Genomic DNA, 20,027 nt, shown 5'->3' with positions numbered 1-20,027 from the left:
CGCGAACTCTTCCGCGAATCGCCAGCAACGCTTCGAACGCTCGCGGCTGAAGCCGCTCCTACAAGAGCAGCGCGGCGGCTGGCATCATGGTGCGGTCGCCACGCCCGCTACGCCCGCCCGAATGCCCGCCGACCACCGCCAGCGCTTCCTCCAGCTCGCCCTCGACGCCGACGCGCTGCGCTTCGGGCAGTTCACGCTCAAGTCCGGGCGCAGCAGCCCGTACTTCTTCAACGCCGGGCATTTCGACTCCGGCGCCGCGCTGGCCGCGCTGGCCGGCTGCTACGCGGACGCGATCGACGCCGCGGGCGTCGACTTCGACCTGCTGTTCGGCCCCGCCTACAAGGGCATCCCGCTGGCCACGGCGCTGGCCTGCGAGTACGCGCGCCGCGGCCGCGACCTGCCGTTGGCATTCAACCGCAAGGAGGCCAAGGACCACGGCGAGGGCGGCCGCCTGGTCGGTGCGCCGCTGGCCGGGCGCCGGGTGCTGGTGGTCGACGACGTGATCACCGCCGGCACCGCGATCCGCGAGGCGCTGGCGATCATCGCCGAAGGCGGCGGGACGCCTGCGGCGATCGCGATCGCGCTCGACCGCCAGGAGCGCGTGGCCGAAGACGACGACCGCTCGGCGGCGCAGGCCGTCGCGCAGGCGCAGGGCATCCCGGTGGTCGCCATCGCCACGCTGTCGGACCTGTTGGCGTTTGCCGGCGAAAGCGCGACACTGGCGGCCGAACGCGACCGCCTGCTCGCCTACCGCGCGCGCCACGGCAGTCGCACGGGCTGATCGACCGGCCGGGGGGACGGAACGATGAAGACAACGATCACTGGACTGGCGTGCGCCTTGATGCTGGTTGCCGCCACGGCGGCCGCGCAGGACAAGGCGCCGGCCAAGAAGATCTATTGCTGGGACGAGGGTGGCCACAAGGTCTGCGGCGACGCGCTGCCGCCCGACGCCGCCGACGCCGCGCGCACCGAGATCAGCGCCCGCACCGGCATCACGGTGCGTTCGGTCGAGCGCGCGCTCACCGACGACGAGCGCGCCGCCGCGGCCGATGCCCACAGGCAGGCCGCGCTCGATGCCGAAGCCGAGGCCGCCACCAAGCGCAGGGATCTTGCGATGGTGGAGTCCTACGCCACCGAGGACGACCTGCGCCGCGCCTACGGCGAGCGCATCACCCTGGTCGAGGAATCACTCAAGACCTCGCGCCTGGGCCTGGCCAACCTGCGCCAGAGCCTGCTGAGCCTGCTGCGCCAGGCCGCCGACCTGGAGCTGCAGTCCAAACCGGTGAACAAGGCCCTGACCGGCAACATCCTGCGCCAGCACGGCGACCTGCTGCGCCAGCAGGCCATCCTCGAGCAGCAGTTGCAGGACCGGCAGTCGCTGGGCAGCGACCTGGAGCAGGCGCTGGCCCGTTACCGCGCGCTGAAATCGCCGGAAACCGCCGCGACGCAGGGCTGATCCAGACCACCGGGACCACGGTTCCGCCGGTGCGCGCTGCACAGGGCGTCTTGCCATCGTTTGCACGAATGAACGCGAATGGCGCCTGGAAGCCTGATGGCGGGTGCCTGGGCATTCCGCTCGACTCCGGGCGCGTCGAGGCATTCGATCTCTCCGCGTCGTCCGTGTTCATCCGTGAAAATCCGCAGTGCCGTCCCGGCCGCCTTGAACCGCACTTGCCCACCCGGACAAACCTCCACGAATCGCGCGCGGGCCGCTCGCTATACTTCCGGGCTTTCCCGAATGGACGTCCCGCGCGTGCCGCAAGTGCAACCGTCGCCAACTCCGCCGGTGTTGGCGATCACGGCCCATACCGCCACCACCGCGCTCGGCCGCGGGCGCGATGCCCAGGCCAGCGCCCTGCGTGGACGCCGCGGCGGCCTGCGCCGCAATGATTTCGGCGATGGCGTGGCCGGCGACCAGCGGCTCGACACCTGGATCGGCCGCGTGGACGGGCTCGAAGACGTGGTGCTGCCGGCGACGCTCGCGCGCTGGGACTGCCGCAACAACCGGCTGGCATGGCTGGCGCTGCAGCACGATGCGATGGCCGAGCGGGTCGACGCGCTGCGCGCGCACCGCGGCGCCAAACGCGTGGCGCTGGTGCTCGGTACATCGACATCCAGCATCGGCGCCACCGAGGAGGCCTACGCGCGCCTCGTCGATGGCGACCGGCGGTTCCCGCCCGGCCTCGACGAGCCGATCGTGCATACGCCGCATTCGCTGGGCCACTTCGTCCAGCAGCTGACCGGCCTGCGCGGCCCCTGCATCACCGTCGCCACGGCCTGTTCATCGAGCGCCAAGGTGTTCGCACAGGCGGCGCGGCTGATCAATGCCGGCATCGTCGACGCGGCGCTGGTGGGCGGCGTCGACACGCTGTGCGGCAGCGTGCTGTTCGGCTTCAACTCGCTCGGGCTGGTTTCGGCGGCGCCGTGCCGGCCGTTCGACGCCGCGCGCGACGGACTGTCGCTTGGCGAAGCCGGCGGTTACGCCATCATCGAGCGCGCCGAACCCGGCCAGCCCGGGCTGCGCCTGTGCGGCTACGGCGAATCCAGCGACGCCCACCACATGTCCACGCCGCATCCCGAGGGCCTCGGCGCGCGGCTGGCGATGCAGGCGGCGCTGGCGCGCGCCGGCATCGAGGCCGGCGACGTTGGCTACCTGAACCTCCACGGTACCGCGACCCCCGCCAACGATGCGGTCGAGGCGCGCGCGGTGGCCGCGCTGTTCCCGGACACGCTGCACGCCGGTTCGACCAAGGGATGGACCGGGCACACGCTGGGGGCGGCCGGGATCGTCGAATCGGTGTTCGCGCTGATCGCGCTGGAGGAGGGCCTGCTGCCGGGCACCCTCAACAGCGACGCGCGCGACCCGGCCTGCGGGGCGCAGATACATTTCGACAACGCACGATCGGGCAGCCTGCGCTATGCGATGAACAATTCCTTCGGCTTCGGCGGCAACAACTGCTCGCTCGTGTTCGGGACGGCCTGACGGATGCCGGGTCGCACGGTCACGATCGAAGGCATCGGCTTCTGGACCGATGGCCTGCCTTCCTGGCAGGCGGCGCGCGATTTCGTCGCCGGCGGCGCGCTGGTGGCCGACGCACCGCGCAAGCCGTCGCCACGGCTGCTGGCGCCGAACGAGCGCCGGCGCGCGCCGGAAACGGTCGCGGTGGCGCTCGAGGTCGCGCTGGCCGCCTGCACCGCCGCCGGGCGCGATCCCGCCTCGCTGCCGTCGGTGTTCGCCTCCACCCACGGCGACCTGGCGATCACCGATTACATGTGCGCCACCCTCGCCAGCGATCCGCTGACGGTATCGCCAACGAAGTTCCACAACTCGGTGCACAACGCCGCCGCCGGCTACTGGACCATCGGCAGCGGCTGCATGCACGCCAGCACCGCGCTCAGCGCCTTCGGCGCGACCTTTGCAGAGGGCCTGGTGGAAGCGCTGGCGCAGCTGGCCGACGGCGCGGAAACGGCCCTGCTGGTGGGTTACGACGGCGCCGCCGTGGGACCGCTGGAATCGACATCGCACAGCCGCGGCCTGCTGGGCGGGGCGCTGGTGCTGTCGCGCGCGCCTGGCAACCTGCGCCTGCGCGCGACCCTGGTCGATGGCACGCCGCCGCCGGCGACCGGCGCGCTGTCGCGCCACGCCGCCGGCAACGCGATGGCGCCGATGCTGCCGTTGTTCGAAGCGCTGGCCGGCGACGGCGACGTCGTCGTGCTCGACGCCGGCCCGGGCCGGATGCTGCGCGTGGAAATCGCGCATGGCTGAGCCCCTGACCGCCGCGAGGGCGGCCGTGCGCCTGCATCGCGGCAACGTCGCCGTGGTCATCCCGGCGCTCAACGAGGCACTACGGATCCACGACGTCGTGCGCGACGCACTCGCGCACTGCGATCACGTCATCGTCGTCGATGACGGCTCCGACGACGGCACCGCCGACTGCATCGCCGGCCTTGGCGCGACCGTCCTGCGCCACCCGCGGCGCCTGGGCAAGGGCGCGGCGCTGCGCAGCGGGTTCGCGCAGGCGCGGCGCATCGGCGCGCAGGCGGTGGCGACGATGGACGGCGACGGCCAGCACGCCGGCGCGGACATCCCGCGGCTGGTCGATGCGGCCAACCGCCACCCCGGCTGCGTGATCGTCGGCGCGCGCCTGCGCAAGCGCGCCGCGCAGCCGGTGTACCGGCGCATCGGCAACGACTTCGGCGACTGGGGCATCGCCTGGGGCTGCGGCTTCCGCGTGGTCGACAGCCAGAGCGGCCAGCGCCTGTACCCGCGCGCGGTGTACGCGCTTGACCAGGTGCCGGGCGAAGGGTTCGTGTTCGAGGCACAGATGCTGATCTCCGCCGCGCGCCGGGCGGGCGCGCGCGTGGTCGCGGTGCCGATCGAGACCCGCTACGCCAGCGCCGACGGCCCGGTGCAGTTCCGCAAGAGCCATTTCCGCCTGTTCCGCGACCTGTGGAACATCACCTCGCACGTGGTCCGGCAGGTGTGGGCGCATGGCGACGTGGTCGCCGAGTACCGCCGCTGCCGCGCGCGGCCGCCGGTGATCGACGACCCCGACGGGCAATTCGCCGCATTGCCGGCCAGCACAGGAGTGGAACGCGCAGGATGAGCACGCACACCGATATCGACATCACCATCCTCGGCGGCGGCCTCGCCGGGCTGACGCTGGCAATCCAGCTGCGGCGGCAGGATCCCGGCCTGCGCGTGGCCGTGCTCGAGCGCAACGCGCATCCGGTGCGCGAGGCGGCGTTCAAGGTCGGCGAGTCGACGGTGGAGATCGGCGCGCACTACTTCGCCCACGTGCTCGGCCTGCGCGACCACCTCGACCGCGCGCACGTGCGCAAGTTCGGCTTCCGGTTCTTCTTCTCCGAAGGCCGGATGGACATCGAGCGCTGCACCGAGCTGGGGGTGAGCAAGCTGCTGCCGACGCCGTCGTGGCAGATCGACCGCGGCCGCTTCGAGAACTTCCTCGGCCAGCGCGCGCGCAGCCTGGGCATCGACTTCCGCGACGGTGCCACCGTGCGCGGGATCGCGCTGGGCGAAGGCGACGACGCACACCAGGTCACGTTCGAACAAGGCAGCGCCGCGGCCACGCTGTCCTCGCGCTGGGTGGTCGATGCCAGCGGCCGCGCCGGCCTGCTCAAGCGCAAGCTCGGCCTGGCCCAGGACAACGACCACGATGCCAACGCGGCGTGGTGGCGCGTGGAGGGCCGGATCGATCCCAACGACTGGTCCGACGACCCGCAGTGGCTGGGCCGCTGCACGCCGCCCGACCGCTGGCGCTCGACCAACCACATGTGCGGGCCGGGCTACTGGTTCTGGCTGATCCCGCTGGCGTCGGGCACGCATTCGCTGGGCATCGTGTGCGACGCCAGGGCGCATCCGCTGGAGATGATGAACACGCACGACAAGGCGATGGCCTGGCTGCGCGAGCACCAGCCGCGCGTGGCCGCGTCGCTGGAACAGCCGGGGCACGCGCTGTGCGATTTCCGCTTCCTGCGGCATTTCTCGCACGGCTGCCGGCAGGTGTTCGGCAACCGCTGGGCACTGACCGGCGAATCGGGCCTGTTCCTCGACCCGTTCTACTCGCCGGGCAGCGACTTCATCGCCATCTCCAACACCTTCATCTGCGACCTGGTGGCGCGCGAACGGGCCGGCCGCAGCTGGACCTCGCACGCGGAGATCTACCAGCAGCTGTACTTCTCGTTCTACGAGAACACCATGACCCTGTTCCAGGACCAGTACGCGCTGTTCGGCGACGCCCGGGTGATGCCGGTCAAGATCATCTGGGACTACACGTTCTACTGGGCGCTGCTGGCGCCGATGTTCTACTCCGGCCGCATCGTCGACATCGCCATGTTCGGCCGCCTGCGCGCGCAGTTCGAGCGCGCAAGCGCGCTCAACGCGGCGATGCAGGCGCTGCTGCGCGAATGGGGCGAGCGCAATGCGGGGCGTCCGCTGCCGCTGGACGCGCGGGTGCTCGACCAGTACCACATCGACTGGTTCCACGAACTCAACCGGGCGCTGGCCGACCAGCTCGACGACGACGCATTCGCCGCGCGCATCACCGGCAACGTCGCGCGCATGGACTGGCTGGCGACCGAGATCCTCGCCCGCGCGCGCGCCGAACATCCCGGCATCGGCGACCACGGGCTCGACGCGCTGTGCGCGGGCACGGATGCGCCGTCGTCGCTGTCCGCACCGTGGTACGCCAGCGCCGCCTGACCTGACCCGCTTTCCAGCGGACCAACGGAAAGATTCGCCGTGCACCACAGCCCCCTGCTCCTGCAGCTGGTCATCATCCTCGCGGTCGCGCGCGGCTGCGGCCTGCTGCTGCGCTACGTGGGCCAGCCGCCGGTGATCGGCGAAATGGCCGCGGGACTGGTGCTGGGGCCGATCGTGTTCGGTGCCTGGTTCCCGGAATTCCACGCGGTCGTGTTTGCGCCCGAATCGCTTTCGGGGCTGTCGTCGCTGTCGATGCTCGGGCTGGTGCTGTTCATGTTCATCGTCGGCGCCGAACTGCGCGCACCCGACGGCGTGCGCGCGCAGTTCAAGGCCGCCGGCTGGGTCGGCGTGTCCAGCGTGCTGGTGCCGATGGCGCTGGGGATCGCGGTGTCGCCGCTGCTGCATCCGCTGGCGCCGGCGGGCGTCGGCTTCTGGCCGTTCGCACTGTTCATGGCTTCGGCAATGTCGATCACCGCGTTCCCGATCCTCGCGCGCATCCTCAAGGAGCGCGGCATGACCCACACGCCGCTGGGCCGGCTCTCGCTCGGCGGCGCTGCGATCGCAGACGTGCTGGCGTGGATCATGCTGGCGCTGGTGGTCGCGCTGATCGGCTCCGGGGACGGTTACGCGGGCTTCCTCAAGACCACGCTGGGCCTGGTGGCGATGGGCGCGGTGGTGTTCGGCGCGCTCAGACCGCTGTACGGCTGGCTGCTGCGCCGCCATGCACCCGACGGCCAGCCGTCGCTGATGGTGCTGGCGACGATCCTGATCGGCGCGTTCGCCTGCGCCGCGACGACCGAATGGCTCGGCCTGCACGCGGTGTTCGGGGCGTTCCTCTTCGGCGCCTGCCTGCCGCGCGACGACCGTTTGCTGAAGTCGCTGATCGAACGCGTCGAGTACATGGCGATCGTGGTGCTGATGCCGATCTTCTTCGCCCTTGCCGGCCTGGGCACCACCGGCGATGCGTTCGTCGGCGCGGGCCTGGGCGCGATGGCGCTGATCCTGGTCGCGGCGGTGGCCGGCAAGGTCATCGGCGGCGCGGCCGGCGCGCGCATGGCCGGTTACGGCTGGCGCGACAGTTTCGCGGTGGGTTCGCTGATGAACGCGCGCGCGCTGATGGAACTGATCGTGATGAAGGTCGGGCTCGACGCGGGCCTGATCGGCCCGGAGCTGTTCACCATGCTGCTGGTGATGGCGATCCTGACCACGGTGATGGTCGGGCCGATGCTGGCGCTGTGCGCGGGACGCAAAGCGCCGATGCCTGCCGCGACCGCCGAAGCGGATTGAAGTCGCGGCTCAGCGCTGCGGCTGCGGCTCGGGAGCCGATGCCGGCGCGGGCGGAGGCGGCGTCTCGTCCACCGCGGCCGGGTTGGGCACGTAGATTGCGATGCCGCGCGCGTACTTCTGCCGCGGGCTGATATTGATGCCGACGCCGCCGCCGCTGAAACTGCTGCCGCCGACGCGGCCGCCGCCGGCACCCACGCTCATGCCGCCACCGCCGTAGCCGTCGGCCGTGCCACGGAACAGCACGCCGTTGGCGCCCAGCTTCGCCGCTTCCTTGCGCAGCTTGGCGACCACCGAATTCATCTTGTTCTGCTCGCCGTAGGTGAACGCGCCGCTGTTGCTTTCCAGCAGGGCGATTTCCTCGAAACCGCCCGGCGGCGCCTGGAAGTACACCCGGACCTGTGACGGGTCGATCGGCGCGCGCGGCGTGCCGGTGACCAGCGCGGAACTGGCGCAGGCCGACAGCGCGAGGCACAGCAACAGGGTCAGGACATTGCGCATGGCGGGTTCCGTTCGGGGCCTCTCGGTGCGACCGATGCTACGCGATTGCAGCCGTCCGTCGCATGAAGGCAGCCAGGCGTCCAGGGCCGACCCGCGGCGCGCAGATTTGGCGCGCGCGGGCCCGGCAACGACGATTGCCACCTGGCCGGCGGTCGCGGCTTCCGGCTCAGGCCATCCCGCCGTTCACGCCGATGACCTGTCCGGTGACGTAGCCCGCCGCATCCGAACACAGGAAGCGCACCACCGCGGCGATTTCGTCGGGCGTCCCCGCGCGCCCGGCCGGCACCACCTGCTTCACCACCTCGGGCGGGAAGGCCGCCTCGGCCATGCGTCCGGCGACCACGCCCGGCGCGACCACGTTGACGGTGATGCCGCGCGACGCCATCTCGCGCGCCAGCGACCTCGATGCGCCATGCAGCGCGGATTTGGCCGCGGCGTAGTTGGCCTGGCCTCGGTTGCCGAGCACCGCCGCGACCGACGACACGCTGACGATGCGGCCCCAGCGCGTGCGCGCCATCGGCAGCAGCAGCGGCTGGGTGACGTGGAAGAAGCCGTGCAGCGAGACATCGATCACCCGCTTCCACTGCGCTTCGGACATGCCCGCCATGGGCGCGTCGTCGTGGATGCCGGCGTTGTTGACCACCACCTGCACCGGCCCGGTTGCGAGCAGCCCCGCGATCGCCGCGCCCGCGGCTTCGCCATCGGCGACATCGAACGCGACCGCCTCGGCACTGCCGCCGGCGGCGATGATTCCCGCGACCACCGCTTCGGCGCGGGCGAGGTTGCCGTTGGCGTGGACGATGACGTGGAAGCCGTCGGCGGCCAGCTGGCGGCAGATCGCGCCGCCGAGGTCGCCGCTGCCGCCGGTGACCAGGGCGCGACGCAGGGAGTCCGGTTGTTTGTCCATGCGCGCGATTATCGCGGGGAACGCTGTCGCATGCGATCACCACCACGACCCAGGCTGGGCCGTCGCGCCGGCCTACAGCATGACCGCGGCGCGGCCCTCGGCCAGCAGCGTGCCGGCATGGTGGATGCGGAAGCCGTACTGCTGGCTGGACTCGGCCTCGACCAGCACTTCTGCTTCGCATTCGAGGGCACCGGGCAAGTCGTCGATGCGCGCGACGTGCAGCTGCACGCCGCGCAGCGCGACCAGCAGGCCGGGCTTCGCCGTTCCGCCGGACGCGCGCGCGCGCAGGCCGCCGTGCACGGCCATCGCCTGGGCACCGTACTCGCACAGATGGATCGCGCGCAGGCGGTTGCCCGAGCGCAGTGGATGGGCACCATCGCGATGGTTGTCCGCACGCAGGCGGATCGATCGTGCATCCCACTCGACCACTTCGTCCCACAGGCACATGGTGCCCTGGTGCGGGATGAGGGCGAGGATCTCGTCGCGGCTGATCATGGATCGCTCACCCCGGCCGCGTCGGGGTCGTTCGGCGTCGCCGGCTGGCGCGAGATCAGCAGCGCCAGCACGAAGTTGCCGAACACGCCCAGCGCGACCGTGCTGCCGATCGCGCGCAACACCGGGATCGACGACAGGGCCAGCAGGAAGAACACCAGCAGCGTCATCAGGCTGCACACGATCAGCGCGTGCAGCGTGCGCAGCTGGTCGGCGTAGTCGTCGCCGGCGTGGTCGAAGAACAGCGCGTAGTCCAGGCCGAGCCCGGCGGCCAGGATCAGCGCGACCAGGTGGAACAGGGTCAGCTCGACGCCGCACAGGCGCAGCACCGCGAGGATCAGCAGCGTGGTCAGCGCCATCGGCAGCAGCACGCGCGCGGTGCGGCGCGCGGTTTCGCCGGAGACGCCGGCTCGCGGCGGCAGCGGCGCACCCGTGGCATGCGCCACGCGTCGCTGCGCGAGCACCGATAGCCGCATCGCGATCCACACCGTCAGCGCGAGCAGCAGCGATGCCACCGCAAGCGCGGCCAGCACGCGGCCGCGATAGGCCACCACCAGCGATTCGGACGCGGCTTTCATGTCCAGCAGCGCGGCGCCGTTAAGCCGCGCCACGCGCGCGACCTCGGCCGGATCCTCCAGCCCGGCCAGCGACACCAGCGCGGTGGCGTGGCCGCTGCCGCCCAGCAGCAGGCCGCCGACGGCGGTTTCCAGCGGCGTGCCGGCCAGCTGGGCCGGCAACAGCGGCGGCAGCGCCTTCGCCTTCGCCACGTCGTCGACGAACTCGCCGAACACATCAGCGCGGAACGGGCTGTCGGCCAGCGCCGCGTCGAGCGCGGCGCGCAGCGTCGCGGCATCGGGCAGCGACTGCTGGCGCGCGCGTTGCACCGCGGCGCTGGGCAGGTAGCGCGCCGCCATGTCGTAGCCGGCCAGCGCGCCGTCGCGCACCAGCTGGTCGAGCGCCGGGCGCAGGCGTTCGGACGCTTCCAGCACCGCTTCGTCGTCGCGGCCCTGCAGCGTCAGCACATAGCGCACATCGGGAGCGCCGAGTTCGGCGCGCAGGTCGGCGTCGCGTGCCAGCGCGTCGGCCGGCACCGGGGTGAGCTTCGACAGGTCGTTCTGCCAGAACGCGCCGGGCGCCAGCGCGGTGGCGGCAAGCGCCGCCAGCGCGAACGCCAGCAGCGACCAGCGCGGCCGCGGCAGGTGCCGCGTCCATGCCCACATGCGCGCGAGCAGGCGCGAGTCGGCGAAGTCGCGCGGCGTCGGGTCGATCAGTCGCGGCAGCAGCAGGCGCGTCGACAGCGCGGCGACGAGCAGGCCCGCAACCGTGAACACCGCCAGCTGCTGCAGGCCGTCGACGCCGGAGAACAGGAAGGTGAAATAGGCGATGCAGGTGGAAACCACGCCGGTCGCCAGCGTCGGCCACAGCGCGCGCGCATTCTGCAGCGGCGTGACACCCGGGCGCTGGTGGCTGAACAGATGGATCGGATAGTCCTGCACCACGCCGATCAGGGTGAAGCCGAACGCGACGGTGATGCCGTGCACGCCGTCGAACAGCAGCGCCACCGCGCCCAGCCCGGCGAGGCCGGCGCTGGCCAGCGGCAGCACGCCGAGCACCGGGATCTTCCAGCTGCGGTAGGCGACGATCAGCAGCACGACCAGGCCGATCGTGTCGAAGGTGCCGATCCACTGCGCCTCGGCCTCGGTGCGGCCGCCGATCTCGACCGAGAACGCGCCGGGACCGCTGAGCACCATCGCGCCCGCGCCGTTGCCGCGCGCCTTTGCATACGCCGCGTTGATCGCATCCACCGCGCGCTGCTGGCCGGTTGGGTCGAACCCGGCGGCGCGCGTCTGCACCACCAGCAGCGCGCGCTTGCCGGCGCGGTCGAACCACACGCCCTGCACCCGCTGCGGCGCGTTCGCCGGCTGCAGCGCCTCGGCCACCTTCAGCGTTTCCAGGGTCGGGTCGCTGCCGACCAGCGGCTCGACCAGCGCGCCGGCGGGCGAGCCGAGGTCCTGCACGCGCTCGTCGAGCTGTCCGGCCAGGTAGGCGGCATCGAGCGGCTGCGCGTCGAGCGTGGGCGAGAGCAGGTAACGGTACGGGCGCAGGCGCTCGGGGATCGCGTCGAGGTCGGCGTCGCCGTTGGCGACCAGCGCGAACTGGTCGTCGGCCGCAAGCGCGGCGTGCAGCGCCTTCGACTGCGCGGCGAGCGTCGGCGCGTCGGCGCCGGACAGCGCCACCAGCAGCAGGCGTGATCCGGGCCCTTCGCCGAGTTCGTCGATCAGCAGCTTCTGCTCCGGGGTTTCCGGCGCGGGCATGAACTTGCGCAGGTCGCCGGTCAGCTGCAGGTGCGCGCTGATCCACCAGCCGGCCAGCAGCAGCAGCGCCAGCCACAGCAGTGCGAACGTGAATCGCAGGCGCGCGTCCATGGCAGGCGTCCGTGCGGCGCGCGCGGTTACGGCGTCGGCTCGCCGCGGCACAGCGCCATCACGGCTGCCGCGCTGGTGGTCTCGTGCGCCACGCGCGCCGCGCCGGCCAGCAGCGTGCGCTGGACGTCGCCCTCGACCGGTCGCGTCTCGATGCAGCGCAGCTCGATGCCGCGCCCGTACAGCGTGATGTCGCGCAGCTTGTCCGACAGCGGCGCGGCCTTCGGCACCAGCCGCATCTCCCACTTGCGCCGCGTGCCCTCGGCGTGGATGTCGTAATGGCTTGCGAGTGCGGCCCGGTTGCCCGCCAGCAGCGCGCCGAAGCTGGCCTGCAGCCGCGCCAGTTCCGGCACGCGCGACAGCGCGAAGGTGCGCGGCGACTTGCCTTCACGCGCCACCGTGGCCTGGCTGGCGCCGGCGGCATCGGTGGTGATCGTGGTGGTTTCGACGTACGGCACGCGCACCTGGCGCACCAGCGTGTGCTCGTCGGGGCGCTGGTATTCGCCCGACAGGCGCAGCGGTTCCTTGAGCAGGCGCGAGCTGCGGATCTCGACGAAGTTGGTGCGCATCGGCGCCGGGCGCGCGAGGATCCGCAGCACCCAGTCGCTGTCGATCGCGGCGCCGGGGTCAGCCGCCTGCGGTGCCGCCGAGGCCATCGTGGCGGCGCCCAGCGCCAGCGCCGACAGTAGGGTCGGCAGCAGGTTCGGCAGCCACTTCCAGCGTGGATTGCGGTTGCTCATCGGGATTCCAGAAATCATAGAAGTTGAACCAGTTGTAGGGCGCCAGCCGCGCGTAATGCTCCAGCCTGGCGGCATAACGCTGGATGAGCGCGGCCATGCGCGTGGCGCGCTGGCCCCGCGGCAGGTCGAGGCCACGGTCCTCGAACGTCTCGAACACCAGGTCGTAGCGGTTGCCGCCACGATACAGGCCGAAGGCCAGCGACAGCGGCAGCTTGAGCACTGCGGCGATCATCCACGGCGCCACCGGGAACCGCGCCGGCGCGCCGAAGAACTGCACCGTCTGGGTGGCCGCGCCCGGCTGGGTACGGTCGACCAGCAGTGCGATCAGCGCGCCTTCTTCGGCGGCCTGCTTGATCGCCAGCATCAGGCTCGGGCCGTCCTGGCTGGCATCGATGACGCCGGCGGCGATCTCCGGGCTGAGCGCGTCGAGCAGCTGCGTCATCGCCGGGTTGTGCGCCTTGTCGAGCACCACGCGAATGCGGTAATCCGGCCGCTTGCGCGCGATCACCCGCAATACCTCGAAGCTGCCCAGGTGCGAGCCGAACAGCAGCACGCCCTGGCCGCGGTCGAGCTGCGCGTGCAGCACGTCGACGCCGTGCACCGTGACGTCGAAGCGTTCGATCTGCCCGCCCAGCAGGAACACCCGGTCGAGGATGGTGGCGGCGAAGGTATGGATGTGGCGCGCGACGTCGCCCAGCGTCGCCGGGCGGCCGAGGATGCGGCTCAGGTTGGCGCGCGAGTCGCGGCGCTCGGCGCTGCGGCGCAGCAGGAAGTAGCCGGTGATCGGATACAGGAACAGCCGCGCCAGCGCGCGCCCGCCGTGCCGGCCGATGCCGCGGATCAGCCAGATCGCGAACCAGCCGCCGCCCTCGCGCCGCTGCTTCCAGCCGCCGTCCCCGCCGGCGTTCATGCCGCCGATGCCCCTGCCGCCGCGATCTCGCCGCTGGCGACCAGCTCGCCGTCGCGTTCGACCCGGAAACGCCAGCGCGATGCAGGCGCGCCGGTTTCCACGGGCGCCGCGGCTTCGATCACCACCTGCGCCGGCTCGCCGGGCAGCAGCGGCCGCACGAACTTCACCTGCGGCAGCCGCAGCGCGGGCAGCGGGCCGTGCGCGGCTTCGACCGCATCGAGCACGCGGTCGAGGACCACCACGCCCGGCACGATCGGGCGGCCGGGGAAATGCCCGGCCAGCGCCGGGTGGTCGTGGGCAATCGTGAAGCGATTCATGCGCGGGCCGCACCGCTATCCAGCATCGCCAGCACCGCCGCGCGCGCGTCGTCGGCCAGCGCCTGGCGATCGACCGGCCCTTCGGCGGTACGGGTCGGCAGCGGCGCGCCGAAGCGCACGTGGATCACGCCCGGGCGCACGTGGAAGAAGCCTTCCGGATACAGCACCGCGCCCGAGCCCTCGATCGCCACCGGCACCACGCCCACCCCCGCGTCGATCGCGGCCTGGAACGCGCCGCCCTTGAACGCGGCCACGGCGCCGCTGCGGCTGCGCGTGCCCTCGGGGAAGATGCACAGGTTGCCGCCAGCGCGCACCAGTTCGGTCGACTGGCGCAGGAACGCGACCGCTGCGCGGCGATCGCTGCGATCGATGAACACCATGCCCATCGCCTTCGCGTACCGGCCCACGAGCGGCACCCGGGTCATCTCCTGCTTGAGCAGGAAGTGCAGCGGCACCGGGATGGCGCGGAACAGCGCGCAGATGTCGATGGTCGACTGGTGGTTGGCGACGAAGACGTGGTTGCGCGACCAGTCCACGCGTTCCAGCCCGCTCACCCGCAGGCGCGCGCCGGCGCCCCGCAACAGCCCCGGCGCCCAGCAGCGCGAGGCCATGCGCAGCGGCCAGTGGCGGTCGCGCAGGACCGCATGCAGCGCCAGCGCGACGCCGATCCAGGCCGCCGTCCACGCCAGCGTGAAGGCGAACTGCAGCGCGTTGAACGCCGTCCAGGCGAGGTTACGATCGATTCGCCGGGGCGGCGACGATGGCATGTCCATGATGTCGTCTTGCTGTTGCACGATGCGAAGGATACCGAAGAGCCGGAATTGGAGATCCGGGATTGGGGATCCGGGATTGGGGATTGGGGATTGGAAAGAGCGCGACAGCGTCGGCGCCGCCGCCATTCCGGATGCCGGATCCCTGTCGTCAGGGCTTCAGGAAATCGCGCCAGAACGCCGGCCCCAGCGCGGCCAGCTTGCGCACGAAGCCCAGGAAGCTGTCGTAGCGGCCGGGAAAGCGGCGCTTGCGGAACTGGTATTCGATGACGAAGAAGCCGCCGACGATGCCGTAGTTGCAGATGTTGGCGAACCACGACCACTGCGTGCGCGTGACCGGCAGCGGCGAATGCAGGCCCAGCGTGGCCAGCAGGCCGTCGGGTACCGCGACCAGCGCCAGCACCAGGTTCACCAGCGCCAGCGCCGCCAGCAGCCACGCCCAGGCCGCGGTCAGGCCGCGGGTGTAGCGCAGCAGGTCGGGCGCCATCCGTTCCGGCGCGACGTCGTCCATCCGCGCCACGATGCGGGTGATCAGCGCCACGCGCCCGTGGCGCAGGCTGCGCCCGAACCACCACGCGACCAGCGCCACGAACGCCACCGGCACCAGCACCATCGGCGCGCGCACCAGCCCGTCGCAGTACAGCACCAGCACTTCCAGCCACAGCAGCGGCAGCGCCAGCCAGGCCCACCAGCGCCGCTGCAGCATCGGCGCCAGCAGCAGCATCAATGCCAGCAGCGCCAGCGCGATCGCGGCCAGCCCGGGGCGGTCGAGCGCATTGGAAAGGTGCGCCAGCACGGTGTAGGCCAGCGCCAGCAGCGCCTGGAAGACGAGGATCACTGCGCGGTCACCGATAAGGGGAAGCAGGCGTGGCGGCGAACCCGGTGCCCGTGCGCCGCGGTTGCCGCGCGGTTGCGGCGGGGATGCGTGTCCGCGGGATGTCGCCGGGCGGCGCGCGCGATCAAGCCGCCTTGTTCTGTTCGACGTGCGCCGACAGCGCGCGCAGCGAGGCGAAGATGTTGCGGTTCTCGTCGTTGTCCGAGCGCAGCTGGAAGCCGTAGCGCTTGCTGATCGCCAGCGCCAGTTCAAGCGCATCGATCGAATCCAGCCCCAGGCCGGAATTGAACAGCGGCGCCTCGGGGTCGATCGACCCGGGTTCGACGTCTTCCAGGTTCAGGCTTTCGACCAGCAGGTCGGCAAGTTCACGTTCGGCTTGGGTTTGCGGGGACATCAGGCTTCCGTTCGACTCGGCGTTGCGGCGGGCGGATCCCGCAGCTTCAGGGGCTGCAACGATCCAGCATCGCGTCCCTGCGCGCAACCGCCGCGGAGGCCAGCCGTTATCATGAGCGGCCATCCCGCCCGACAACAACGCATTCAGGATGACCACGATTCCCACCCAGCCAGGACCCGGCGTCGACAACCCGGCGGCACCGCCGGTGCCGGTGGATACCGACGTGCTGGTGATCGGCGGCGGCCCGGCCGGCAGCACCATCGCCACGCTGCTGGCGCGCAAGGGCTGGCGGGTGACGATGCTGGAGAAGGACCGGCACCCGCGCTTCCACATCGGCGAATCGCTGCTGCCGATGAACATGCCGATCCTGCAGCGGCTTGGCGCGCTGGAGAAGGTCGACGCGATCGGCATGCTCAAGCTCGGCGCCGACTTCCCGCGCGACGAGGGCGGCTACAACACCTTCGACTTCGCCAAGGCGCTGGACGCCAAGTTCCCGCATGCGTACCACGTCAAGCGCGAGCAGTTCGACCAGGTGTTGTTCGAGCACGCGCGCGAGAACGGCGTGGACGCGCGCGAGCAGGTGGCGGTCGAGCGCGTCGAATTCGATGCCGGCGGCCGCCCGGCGCTCGTGCACGCGCGCGGCGCCGACGGCAACGCGCTGGCGTTCCGCCCGCGCTACCTGGTCGACGCCAGCGGCCGCGACGCCTTCCTCGGCGGCAAGCTCAAGCTCAAGCGCAAGAACCCGCGCCACCAGTCGGCGGCGGTGTTCAGCCACTACCGCGGCGTCGAGCGCCGCCCCGGCCGCGATGCCGGCAACGTCAGCATCTACCGCCACGACCACGGCTGGGCGTGGCTGATCCCGCTGGCCGACGGCGACATGAGCGTCGGTGCGGTGTGCTACCCGGAATACCTCAAGACCCGCAAGGGCGACAGCGAGGGCTTCCTGCTGCGCACCCTGGACACGATTCCCGAAGTGGCCCGGCGCATGCGCGGCGCGCGGCGCGTGGCGCCGGTGCACGTCACCGGCAACTACGCCTACGAATGCACGCGCATGGCGGGGCCGGGCTGGCTGCTGGTGGGCGACGCCTGGAACTTCGTCGACCCGATGTTCTCCTCCGGCGTGTACCTGGGCATGTACGGCGCCGAGCAGGGCGCCGAGGTGGTCGACGGCGCGCTGCGCGAACCGGCGCGCGAGGCCAGGCTGCAGCGCGACACCGAGCGCCGGCTCGTCGACGGCCTCGACGAGTTCAAGTGGTTCATCTACCGCTTCACCTCGCCGACGATGAAGTACCTGTTCGCCAATCCGCAGAACTACCTGCAGATCGAACAGGCGGTGGTGGCGATGCTGGCCGGCGACGTGTTCGACAGCCCGCGCGTGCGCCGCCGCCTGCGCATGTTCCGGGTGCTGTACGCCGCCGCCGCGCTGGGCATGGCGCCGCGCGCGCTGCGCAACTGGTGGCACCGCCGGCGGCAGGCGCGCGCCGGCTTCGACGGCGACACCCTGCAGGCGGGCAACTCGTGAGCCGGCCGCTGCAATCCATGCCCGGCGACCCGACGCCGCGGCTGCAGGTCGAATACGTGCACGCCGCGTCGCCGGCGCCACTGCTGGCCGGGCACGACATCCTCGCCGTGCTCGGCTTCGGCGATGCGCCGCAGCTGGACGATCCGCGCTACCTGCGCGTGCCCCTGATGCCCCACGGCGTGGCGCCGTTCGAGGTCTGGCACGGCAATGCGCCGGTGGTCCACGGCCGCGACGGCGACATCCGCTGGTCGAGCGACGGGCAGCTGCTGTTCGGCGTGATCGAGGTCGACGAGGCGCGGTTCGAGGCCGCCGGCGAGTCCGCGATCACTGCCGCCGCCGAGCACGCCTACGCACGGATGACCGGATTCGTCCGTGGCAGCGACACCCCGCACCTGCTGCGCATCTGGAACTACCTCGACGCGATCACCCTCGGCGAGGGCGACGCCGAACGCTACCGCGAATTCTGCGTCGGCCGCGCACGCGGGCTGGGCGACTTCGACGCCCTCGACCTGCCCGCGGCCACCGCGATCGGCCGCTGCGACGACGCCCGCGTGGTCCAGGTGTACTGGCTGGCCGCGCGCGCGCCCGGCACGCCGGTGGAGAATCCGCGCCAGGTCAGCGCCTACCGCTACCCGCGCCAGTACGGCCGGCAGCAGCCGAGCTTCGCCCGCGCGATGCTGCCGCCGCCGGGCAGCGCGATGCCGCTGCTGCTGTCGGGCACCGCCAGCGTGGTCGGACACGCCACCGCGCACGTCGGCGAGCTGCTGGCCCAGCTCGACGAAACCTTCAACAACTTCGACGCCCTGATCGATGCCGCGCGCGCGCGCCGGTCGGACCTGCCGGCGAATTTCGGCGCCGGCTCGCGACTCAAGGTCTACGTGCGCGACCACGGCGACATGGCCGCGGTCGCCGAAGCCCTCGACCGCCGCCTCGGCGACCGCGTCCCGCGCTTGCTGCTGCACGCCGCGATCTGCCGCCGCGAGCTGGCGGTGGAGATCGACGGGGTGCACGGGTGAAGGGCCGGGATTCGGGATTCGGGATTCGGGATTGGAAAAAGCGGGTAGCCGCCCTACCTTGAGAGTCGCGGGACTGCCTTTCCGAATCCCCAATCCCCAATCCCGAACCCTGAACCCCCACCCCTTCCACGAGGACCCACCCATGGGACTGATCAGCCTGCTCTGGGGCATCGTCGCGATGATCTGGATGATCGTCGCTCTCATTCCGCTGCTCGGGTGGGGCAACTGGTTCCTGATCCCGTTCGCCGCGGTCGGCGCGATCATCGCCGCCATCGGCGTGCTGTTCACGGCGCCCGGCAGCCGCGGCCGGGCCAAGACCGGACTGGTGCTCAACGGGCTGGTGATCGTGGTCGCGGTGGCAAGGCTGATGCTGGGCGGCGGAGTGCTCTGACAGCACCGGCCTGCTGAACCGGGAGCGCGCGGGAGCGGCTCCGGCCGCGAACTCCGGATCTGCCGCAGTCTGTGACAAAGCCCGCGGCTGCAGCCGCTGCCGCGACGGACCGCGCGGCGACCCCGCGTCACGGCGGGGGTAAAATGCCCGCATGACCTATCCCTACGTCCGTCCGCGGCGCATGCGCCGCGATGATTTCTCGCGCCGGCTGATGCGCGAGTCCGTCCTCACCGCCGACGACCTGATCTACCCGGTCTTCGTGCATGAACCGGCCGGTCGCGCCGCGGTGCCATCGATGCCGGGCGTCGAGCGCCTGTCGATCGACGAGCTGCTGAGGGTCGCGGAGACCGCAAGCGAGCTGCGCATCCCCGCGCTGGCGCTGTTCCCGGTCACCGCGCCCGAAGCCAAGTCGCTCGATGCCGTCGCCGCGTGGGACGACGATGGCCTGTGCCAGCGCGCCGTGCGTGCGCTGAAGTCGCGATTCCCGGAGCTTGGCGTGATCACCGACGTCGCGCTCGACCCCTACACCTCGCACGGGCAGGACGGCATCGTCGACGACGCCGGCTACGTCATCAACGACACCACCGTCGATGCGCTGGTGCAGCAGGCGCTGTCGCACGCACGCGCCGGCGCCGACGTGGTCGCGCCCAGCGACATGATGGACGGCCGCATCGGCGCGATCCGCGCCGCGCTTGAGCAGGACGGTTTCATCCACACCCGCATCCTCGCCTACGCGGCCAAGTACGCCAGCAGCTTCTACGGCCCGTTCCGCGACGCGGTCGGCTCGGCGTCGGCGCTGGGCAAGGCCGACAAGCGCACCTACCAGATGGACCCGGGCAACTCCGACGAGGCGCTGCGCGAGGTCGCGCTGGACCTCGAGGAAGGCGCCGACATGGTGATGGTCAAGCCCGGCATGCCGTACCTGGACGTGGTGCGGCGGGTGAAGGACGAGTTCGGCGTGCCGACCTACGCCTACCAGGTCAGCGGCGAGTACGCGATGCTCAAGGCCGCGTTCGCCAACGGCTGGCTCGACGAGCGCAAGTGCGTGCTCGAGGCGCTGCTCGGCTTCAAGCGCGCCGGGGCCGACGGCGTGCTGACGTACTTCGCGCTCGACGCGGCGCGCTGGGTGAAGGAGCGCGCTTAGCGGACGCACTCAAGGCGTTCGCTGCGCTCCGGAACGCCCGGCCACGGACGGCCGGGCCGGGTTATCCGAAGCCGCTGCAGTCGCGCCATGGAAGGCAGTTGCGTCCCTTTCGAACGCGCGCACGTTGCGCAGCATCTCTTGCAGGAGCGCCCCATGGG

General features: G+C 71.6%; 21 protein-coding genes. 11 read left to right on the top strand and 10 right to left on the bottom strand.

The annotated features are described in order from the left end of the window. The first annotated feature begins 121 nt into the window (after positions 1-121). From pyrE to H570_RS0104025, 7 genes are all read left to right on the top strand, one after another. Positions 122-781 carry an orotate phosphoribosyltransferase gene (pyrE, locus tag H570_RS0104055; RefSeq protein WP_027079626.1) on the top strand — a complete coding sequence of 220 codons (660 nt, stop codon included), beginning with the start codon at positions 122-124 and terminating at the stop codon, positions 779-781. Positions 782-805: 24 nt separating this feature from the next. Continuing rightward, positions 806-1,456 carry a hypothetical protein gene (locus tag H570_RS0104050; protein WP_156899823.1) on the top strand — a complete coding sequence of 217 codons (651 nt, stop codon included), beginning with the start codon at positions 806-808 and terminating at the stop codon, positions 1,454-1,456. Positions 1,457-1,738: 282 nt separating this feature from the next. Further along, complete coding sequence (locus tag H570_RS0104045) at positions 1,739-2,983, top strand: beta-ketoacyl-[acyl-carrier-protein] synthase family protein (protein ID WP_051176097.1); 1,245 nt, start codon at positions 1,739-1,741, stop codon at positions 2,981-2,983. A gap of 3 nt (positions 2,984-2,986) precedes the next feature. Further along, positions 2,987-3,766: a beta-ketoacyl synthase chain length factor gene (locus tag H570_RS0104040; RefSeq protein WP_027079623.1), complete on the top strand. Its 780-nt coding sequence runs from the start codon at positions 2,987-2,989 to the stop codon at positions 3,764-3,766. After that, entirely contained in the window at positions 3,759-4,607 is an 849-nt protein-coding gene (locus H570_RS0104035) for a glycosyltransferase family 2 protein (RefSeq protein WP_051176096.1), read from the top strand. The genes H570_RS0104040 and H570_RS0104035 overlap by 8 nt, the downstream gene beginning before the upstream one ends. Then, complete coding sequence (locus H570_RS0104030) at positions 4,604-6,223, top strand: NAD(P)/FAD-dependent oxidoreductase (protein WP_027079621.1); 1,620 nt, start codon at positions 4,604-4,606, stop codon at positions 6,221-6,223. Before H570_RS0104035 ends, H570_RS0104030 begins: the two co-directional genes overlap by 4 nt. A gap of 39 nt (positions 6,224-6,262) precedes the next feature. Next, positions 6,263-7,510, top strand: coding sequence for a cation:proton antiporter (locus tag H570_RS0104025; RefSeq protein ID WP_027079620.1), 1,248 nt, complete (start codon positions 6,263-6,265; stop codon positions 7,508-7,510). Between the two features lie 9 nt (positions 7,511-7,519). On the opposite strand, the gene H570_RS0104020 is transcribed toward H570_RS0104025, so the two are convergent. From H570_RS0104020 to H570_RS0103975, 10 genes are all read right to left on the bottom strand, one after another. After that, entirely contained in the window at positions 7,520-8,008 is a 489-nt protein-coding gene (locus H570_RS0104020; RefSeq protein WP_027079619.1) for a hypothetical protein, read from the bottom strand. Positions 8,009-8,174: 166 nt separating this feature from the next. After that, positions 8,175-8,915, bottom strand: coding sequence for a 3-oxoacyl-ACP reductase FabG (gene fabG / locus H570_RS0104015; protein WP_027079618.1), 741 nt, complete (start codon positions 8,913-8,915; stop codon positions 8,175-8,177). Between the two features lie 72 nt (positions 8,916-8,987). Further along, positions 8,988-9,410: a hotdog family protein gene (locus H570_RS0104010; RefSeq protein ID WP_027079617.1), complete on the bottom strand. Its 423-nt coding sequence runs from the start codon at positions 9,408-9,410 to the stop codon at positions 8,988-8,990. Next, complete coding sequence (locus tag H570_RS0104005; protein WP_036135047.1) at positions 9,407-11,833, bottom strand: MMPL family transporter; 2,427 nt, start codon at positions 11,831-11,833, stop codon at positions 9,407-9,409. Before H570_RS0104005 ends, H570_RS0104010 begins: the two co-directional genes overlap by 4 nt. Positions 11,834-11,859: 26 nt before the next feature. Continuing rightward, positions 11,860-12,570, bottom strand: coding sequence for a LolA-related protein (locus H570_RS0104000; protein ID WP_342664537.1), 711 nt, complete (start codon positions 12,568-12,570; stop codon positions 11,860-11,862). Continuing rightward, complete coding sequence (locus H570_RS16310; protein ID WP_051176095.1) at positions 12,458-13,480, bottom strand: LpxL/LpxP family acyltransferase; 1,023 nt, start codon at positions 13,478-13,480, stop codon at positions 12,458-12,460. Before H570_RS16310 ends, H570_RS0104000 begins: the two co-directional genes overlap by 113 nt. Beyond that, positions 13,477-13,797, bottom strand: a complete 321-nt coding sequence (locus H570_RS0103990) for an ApeI family dehydratase (protein WP_027079764.1) — start codon at positions 13,795-13,797, stop codon at positions 13,477-13,479. The genes H570_RS16310 and H570_RS0103990 overlap by 4 nt, the downstream gene beginning before the upstream one ends. Then, a complete protein-coding gene (locus tag H570_RS0103985; protein ID WP_051176130.1) occupies positions 13,794-14,564 on the bottom strand; it encodes a lysophospholipid acyltransferase family protein in 771 nt (256 codons plus the stop codon). Before H570_RS0103985 ends, H570_RS0103990 begins: the two co-directional genes overlap by 4 nt. 154 nt (positions 14,565-14,718) lie before the next feature. Next, complete coding sequence (locus H570_RS0103980) at positions 14,719-15,402, bottom strand: COG4648 family protein (RefSeq protein WP_036135196.1); 684 nt, start codon at positions 15,400-15,402, stop codon at positions 14,719-14,721. A 124-nt stretch (positions 15,403-15,526) separates the two neighbouring features. Next, the gene (locus H570_RS0103975) at positions 15,527-15,796 is read right to left on the bottom strand and encodes a phosphopantetheine-binding protein (protein WP_027079612.1); all 270 of its coding nucleotides are present in this window, start codon (positions 15,794-15,796) and stop codon (positions 15,527-15,529) included. Positions 15,797-15,944: 148 nt separating this feature from the next. Between H570_RS0103975 and H570_RS0103970 the strand changes: the two genes are divergently transcribed. The 4 genes from H570_RS0103970 to hemB all read left to right on the top strand — a co-directional run bounded on the left by H570_RS0103970 (position 15,945) and on the right by hemB (position 19,869). After that, a complete protein-coding gene (locus H570_RS0103970) occupies positions 15,945-17,318 on the top strand; it encodes an NAD(P)/FAD-dependent oxidoreductase (RefSeq protein ID WP_051176094.1) in 1,374 nt (457 codons plus the stop codon). 17 nt (positions 17,319-17,335) lie between these two features. Further along, the gene (locus H570_RS0103965; RefSeq protein WP_036135042.1) at positions 17,336-18,334 is read left to right on the top strand and encodes a chorismate transformation FkbO/Hyg5 family protein; all 999 of its coding nucleotides are present in this window, start codon (positions 17,336-17,338) and stop codon (positions 18,332-18,334) included. A gap of 142 nt (positions 18,335-18,476) precedes the next feature. Continuing rightward, positions 18,477-18,725 carry a hypothetical protein gene (locus H570_RS0103960; RefSeq protein ID WP_036135040.1) on the top strand — a complete coding sequence of 83 codons (249 nt, stop codon included), beginning with the start codon at positions 18,477-18,479 and terminating at the stop codon, positions 18,723-18,725. Positions 18,726-18,876: 151 nt separating this feature from the next. Then, the gene (hemB, locus tag H570_RS0103955; protein WP_027079608.1) at positions 18,877-19,869 is read left to right on the top strand and encodes a porphobilinogen synthase; all 993 of its coding nucleotides are present in this window, start codon (positions 18,877-18,879) and stop codon (positions 19,867-19,869) included. The last annotated feature ends 158 nt before the right edge of the window (positions 19,870-20,027 follow it).

Origin of the sequence: Luteimonas mephitis DSM 12574 (assembly GCF_000422305.1) — a bacterium.
Lineage (GTDB): Bacteria > Pseudomonadota > Gammaproteobacteria > Xanthomonadales > Xanthomonadaceae > Luteimonas > Luteimonas mephitis.
This window is presented reverse-complemented; position numbering and strand designations above follow the sequence as displayed.

Bases quoted from the DNA above. Each gene is read 5' to 3' on its own strand.
- pyrE (WP_027079626.1), top strand. From the start codon at position 122: ATGCCCGCCGACCACCGCCAGCGCTTCCTCCAGCTCGCCCTCGACGCC.
- H570_RS0104050 (WP_156899823.1), top strand. From the start codon at position 806: ATGAAGACAACGATCACTGGACTGGCGTGCGCCTTGATGCTGGTTGCC.
- H570_RS0104045 (WP_051176097.1), top strand. From the start codon at position 1,739: ATGGACGTCCCGCGCGTGCCGCAAGTGCAACCGTCGCCAACTCCGCCG.
- H570_RS0104040 (WP_027079623.1), top strand. From the start codon at position 2,987: ATGCCGGGTCGCACGGTCACGATCGAAGGCATCGGCTTCTGGACCGAT.
- H570_RS0104035 (WP_051176096.1), top strand. From the start codon at position 3,759: ATGGCTGAGCCCCTGACCGCCGCGAGGGCGGCCGTGCGCCTGCATCGC.
- H570_RS0104030 (WP_027079621.1), top strand. From the start codon at position 4,604: ATGAGCACGCACACCGATATCGACATCACCATCCTCGGCGGCGGCCTC.
- H570_RS0104020 (WP_027079619.1), bottom strand. From the start codon at position 8,008: ATGCGCAATGTCCTGACCCTGTTGCTGTGCCTCGCGCTGTCGGCCTGC.
- fabG (WP_027079618.1), bottom strand. From the start codon at position 8,915: ATGGACAAACAACCGGACTCCCTGCGTCGCGCCCTGGTCACCGGCGGC.
- H570_RS0104010 (WP_027079617.1), bottom strand. From the start codon at position 9,410: ATGATCAGCCGCGACGAGATCCTCGCCCTCATCCCGCACCAGGGCACC.
- H570_RS0104005 (WP_036135047.1), bottom strand. From the start codon at position 11,833: ATGGACGCGCGCCTGCGATTCACGTTCGCACTGCTGTGGCTGGCGCTG.
- H570_RS0104000 (WP_342664537.1), bottom strand. From the start codon at position 12,570: ATGAGCAACCGCAATCCACGCTGGAAGTGGCTGCCGAACCTGCTGCCG.
- H570_RS16310 (WP_051176095.1), bottom strand. From the start codon at position 13,480: ATGAACGCCGGCGGGGACGGCGGCTGGAAGCAGCGGCGCGAGGGCGGC.
- H570_RS0103990 (WP_027079764.1), bottom strand. From the start codon at position 13,797: ATGAATCGCTTCACGATTGCCCACGACCACCCGGCGCTGGCCGGGCAT.
- H570_RS0103985 (WP_051176130.1), bottom strand. From the start codon at position 14,564: ATGCCATCGTCGCCGCCCCGGCGAATCGATCGTAACCTCGCCTGGACG.
- H570_RS0103975 (WP_027079612.1), bottom strand. From the start codon at position 15,796: ATGTCCCCGCAAACCCAAGCCGAACGTGAACTTGCCGACCTGCTGGTC.
- H570_RS0103970 (WP_051176094.1), top strand. From the start codon at position 15,945: ATGACCACGATTCCCACCCAGCCAGGACCCGGCGTCGACAACCCGGCG.
- H570_RS0103965 (WP_036135042.1), top strand. From the start codon at position 17,336: ATGCCCGGCGACCCGACGCCGCGGCTGCAGGTCGAATACGTGCACGCC.
- H570_RS0103960 (WP_036135040.1), top strand. From the start codon at position 18,477: ATGGGACTGATCAGCCTGCTCTGGGGCATCGTCGCGATGATCTGGATG.
- hemB (WP_027079608.1), top strand. From the start codon at position 18,877: ATGACCTATCCCTACGTCCGTCCGCGGCGCATGCGCCGCGATGATTTC.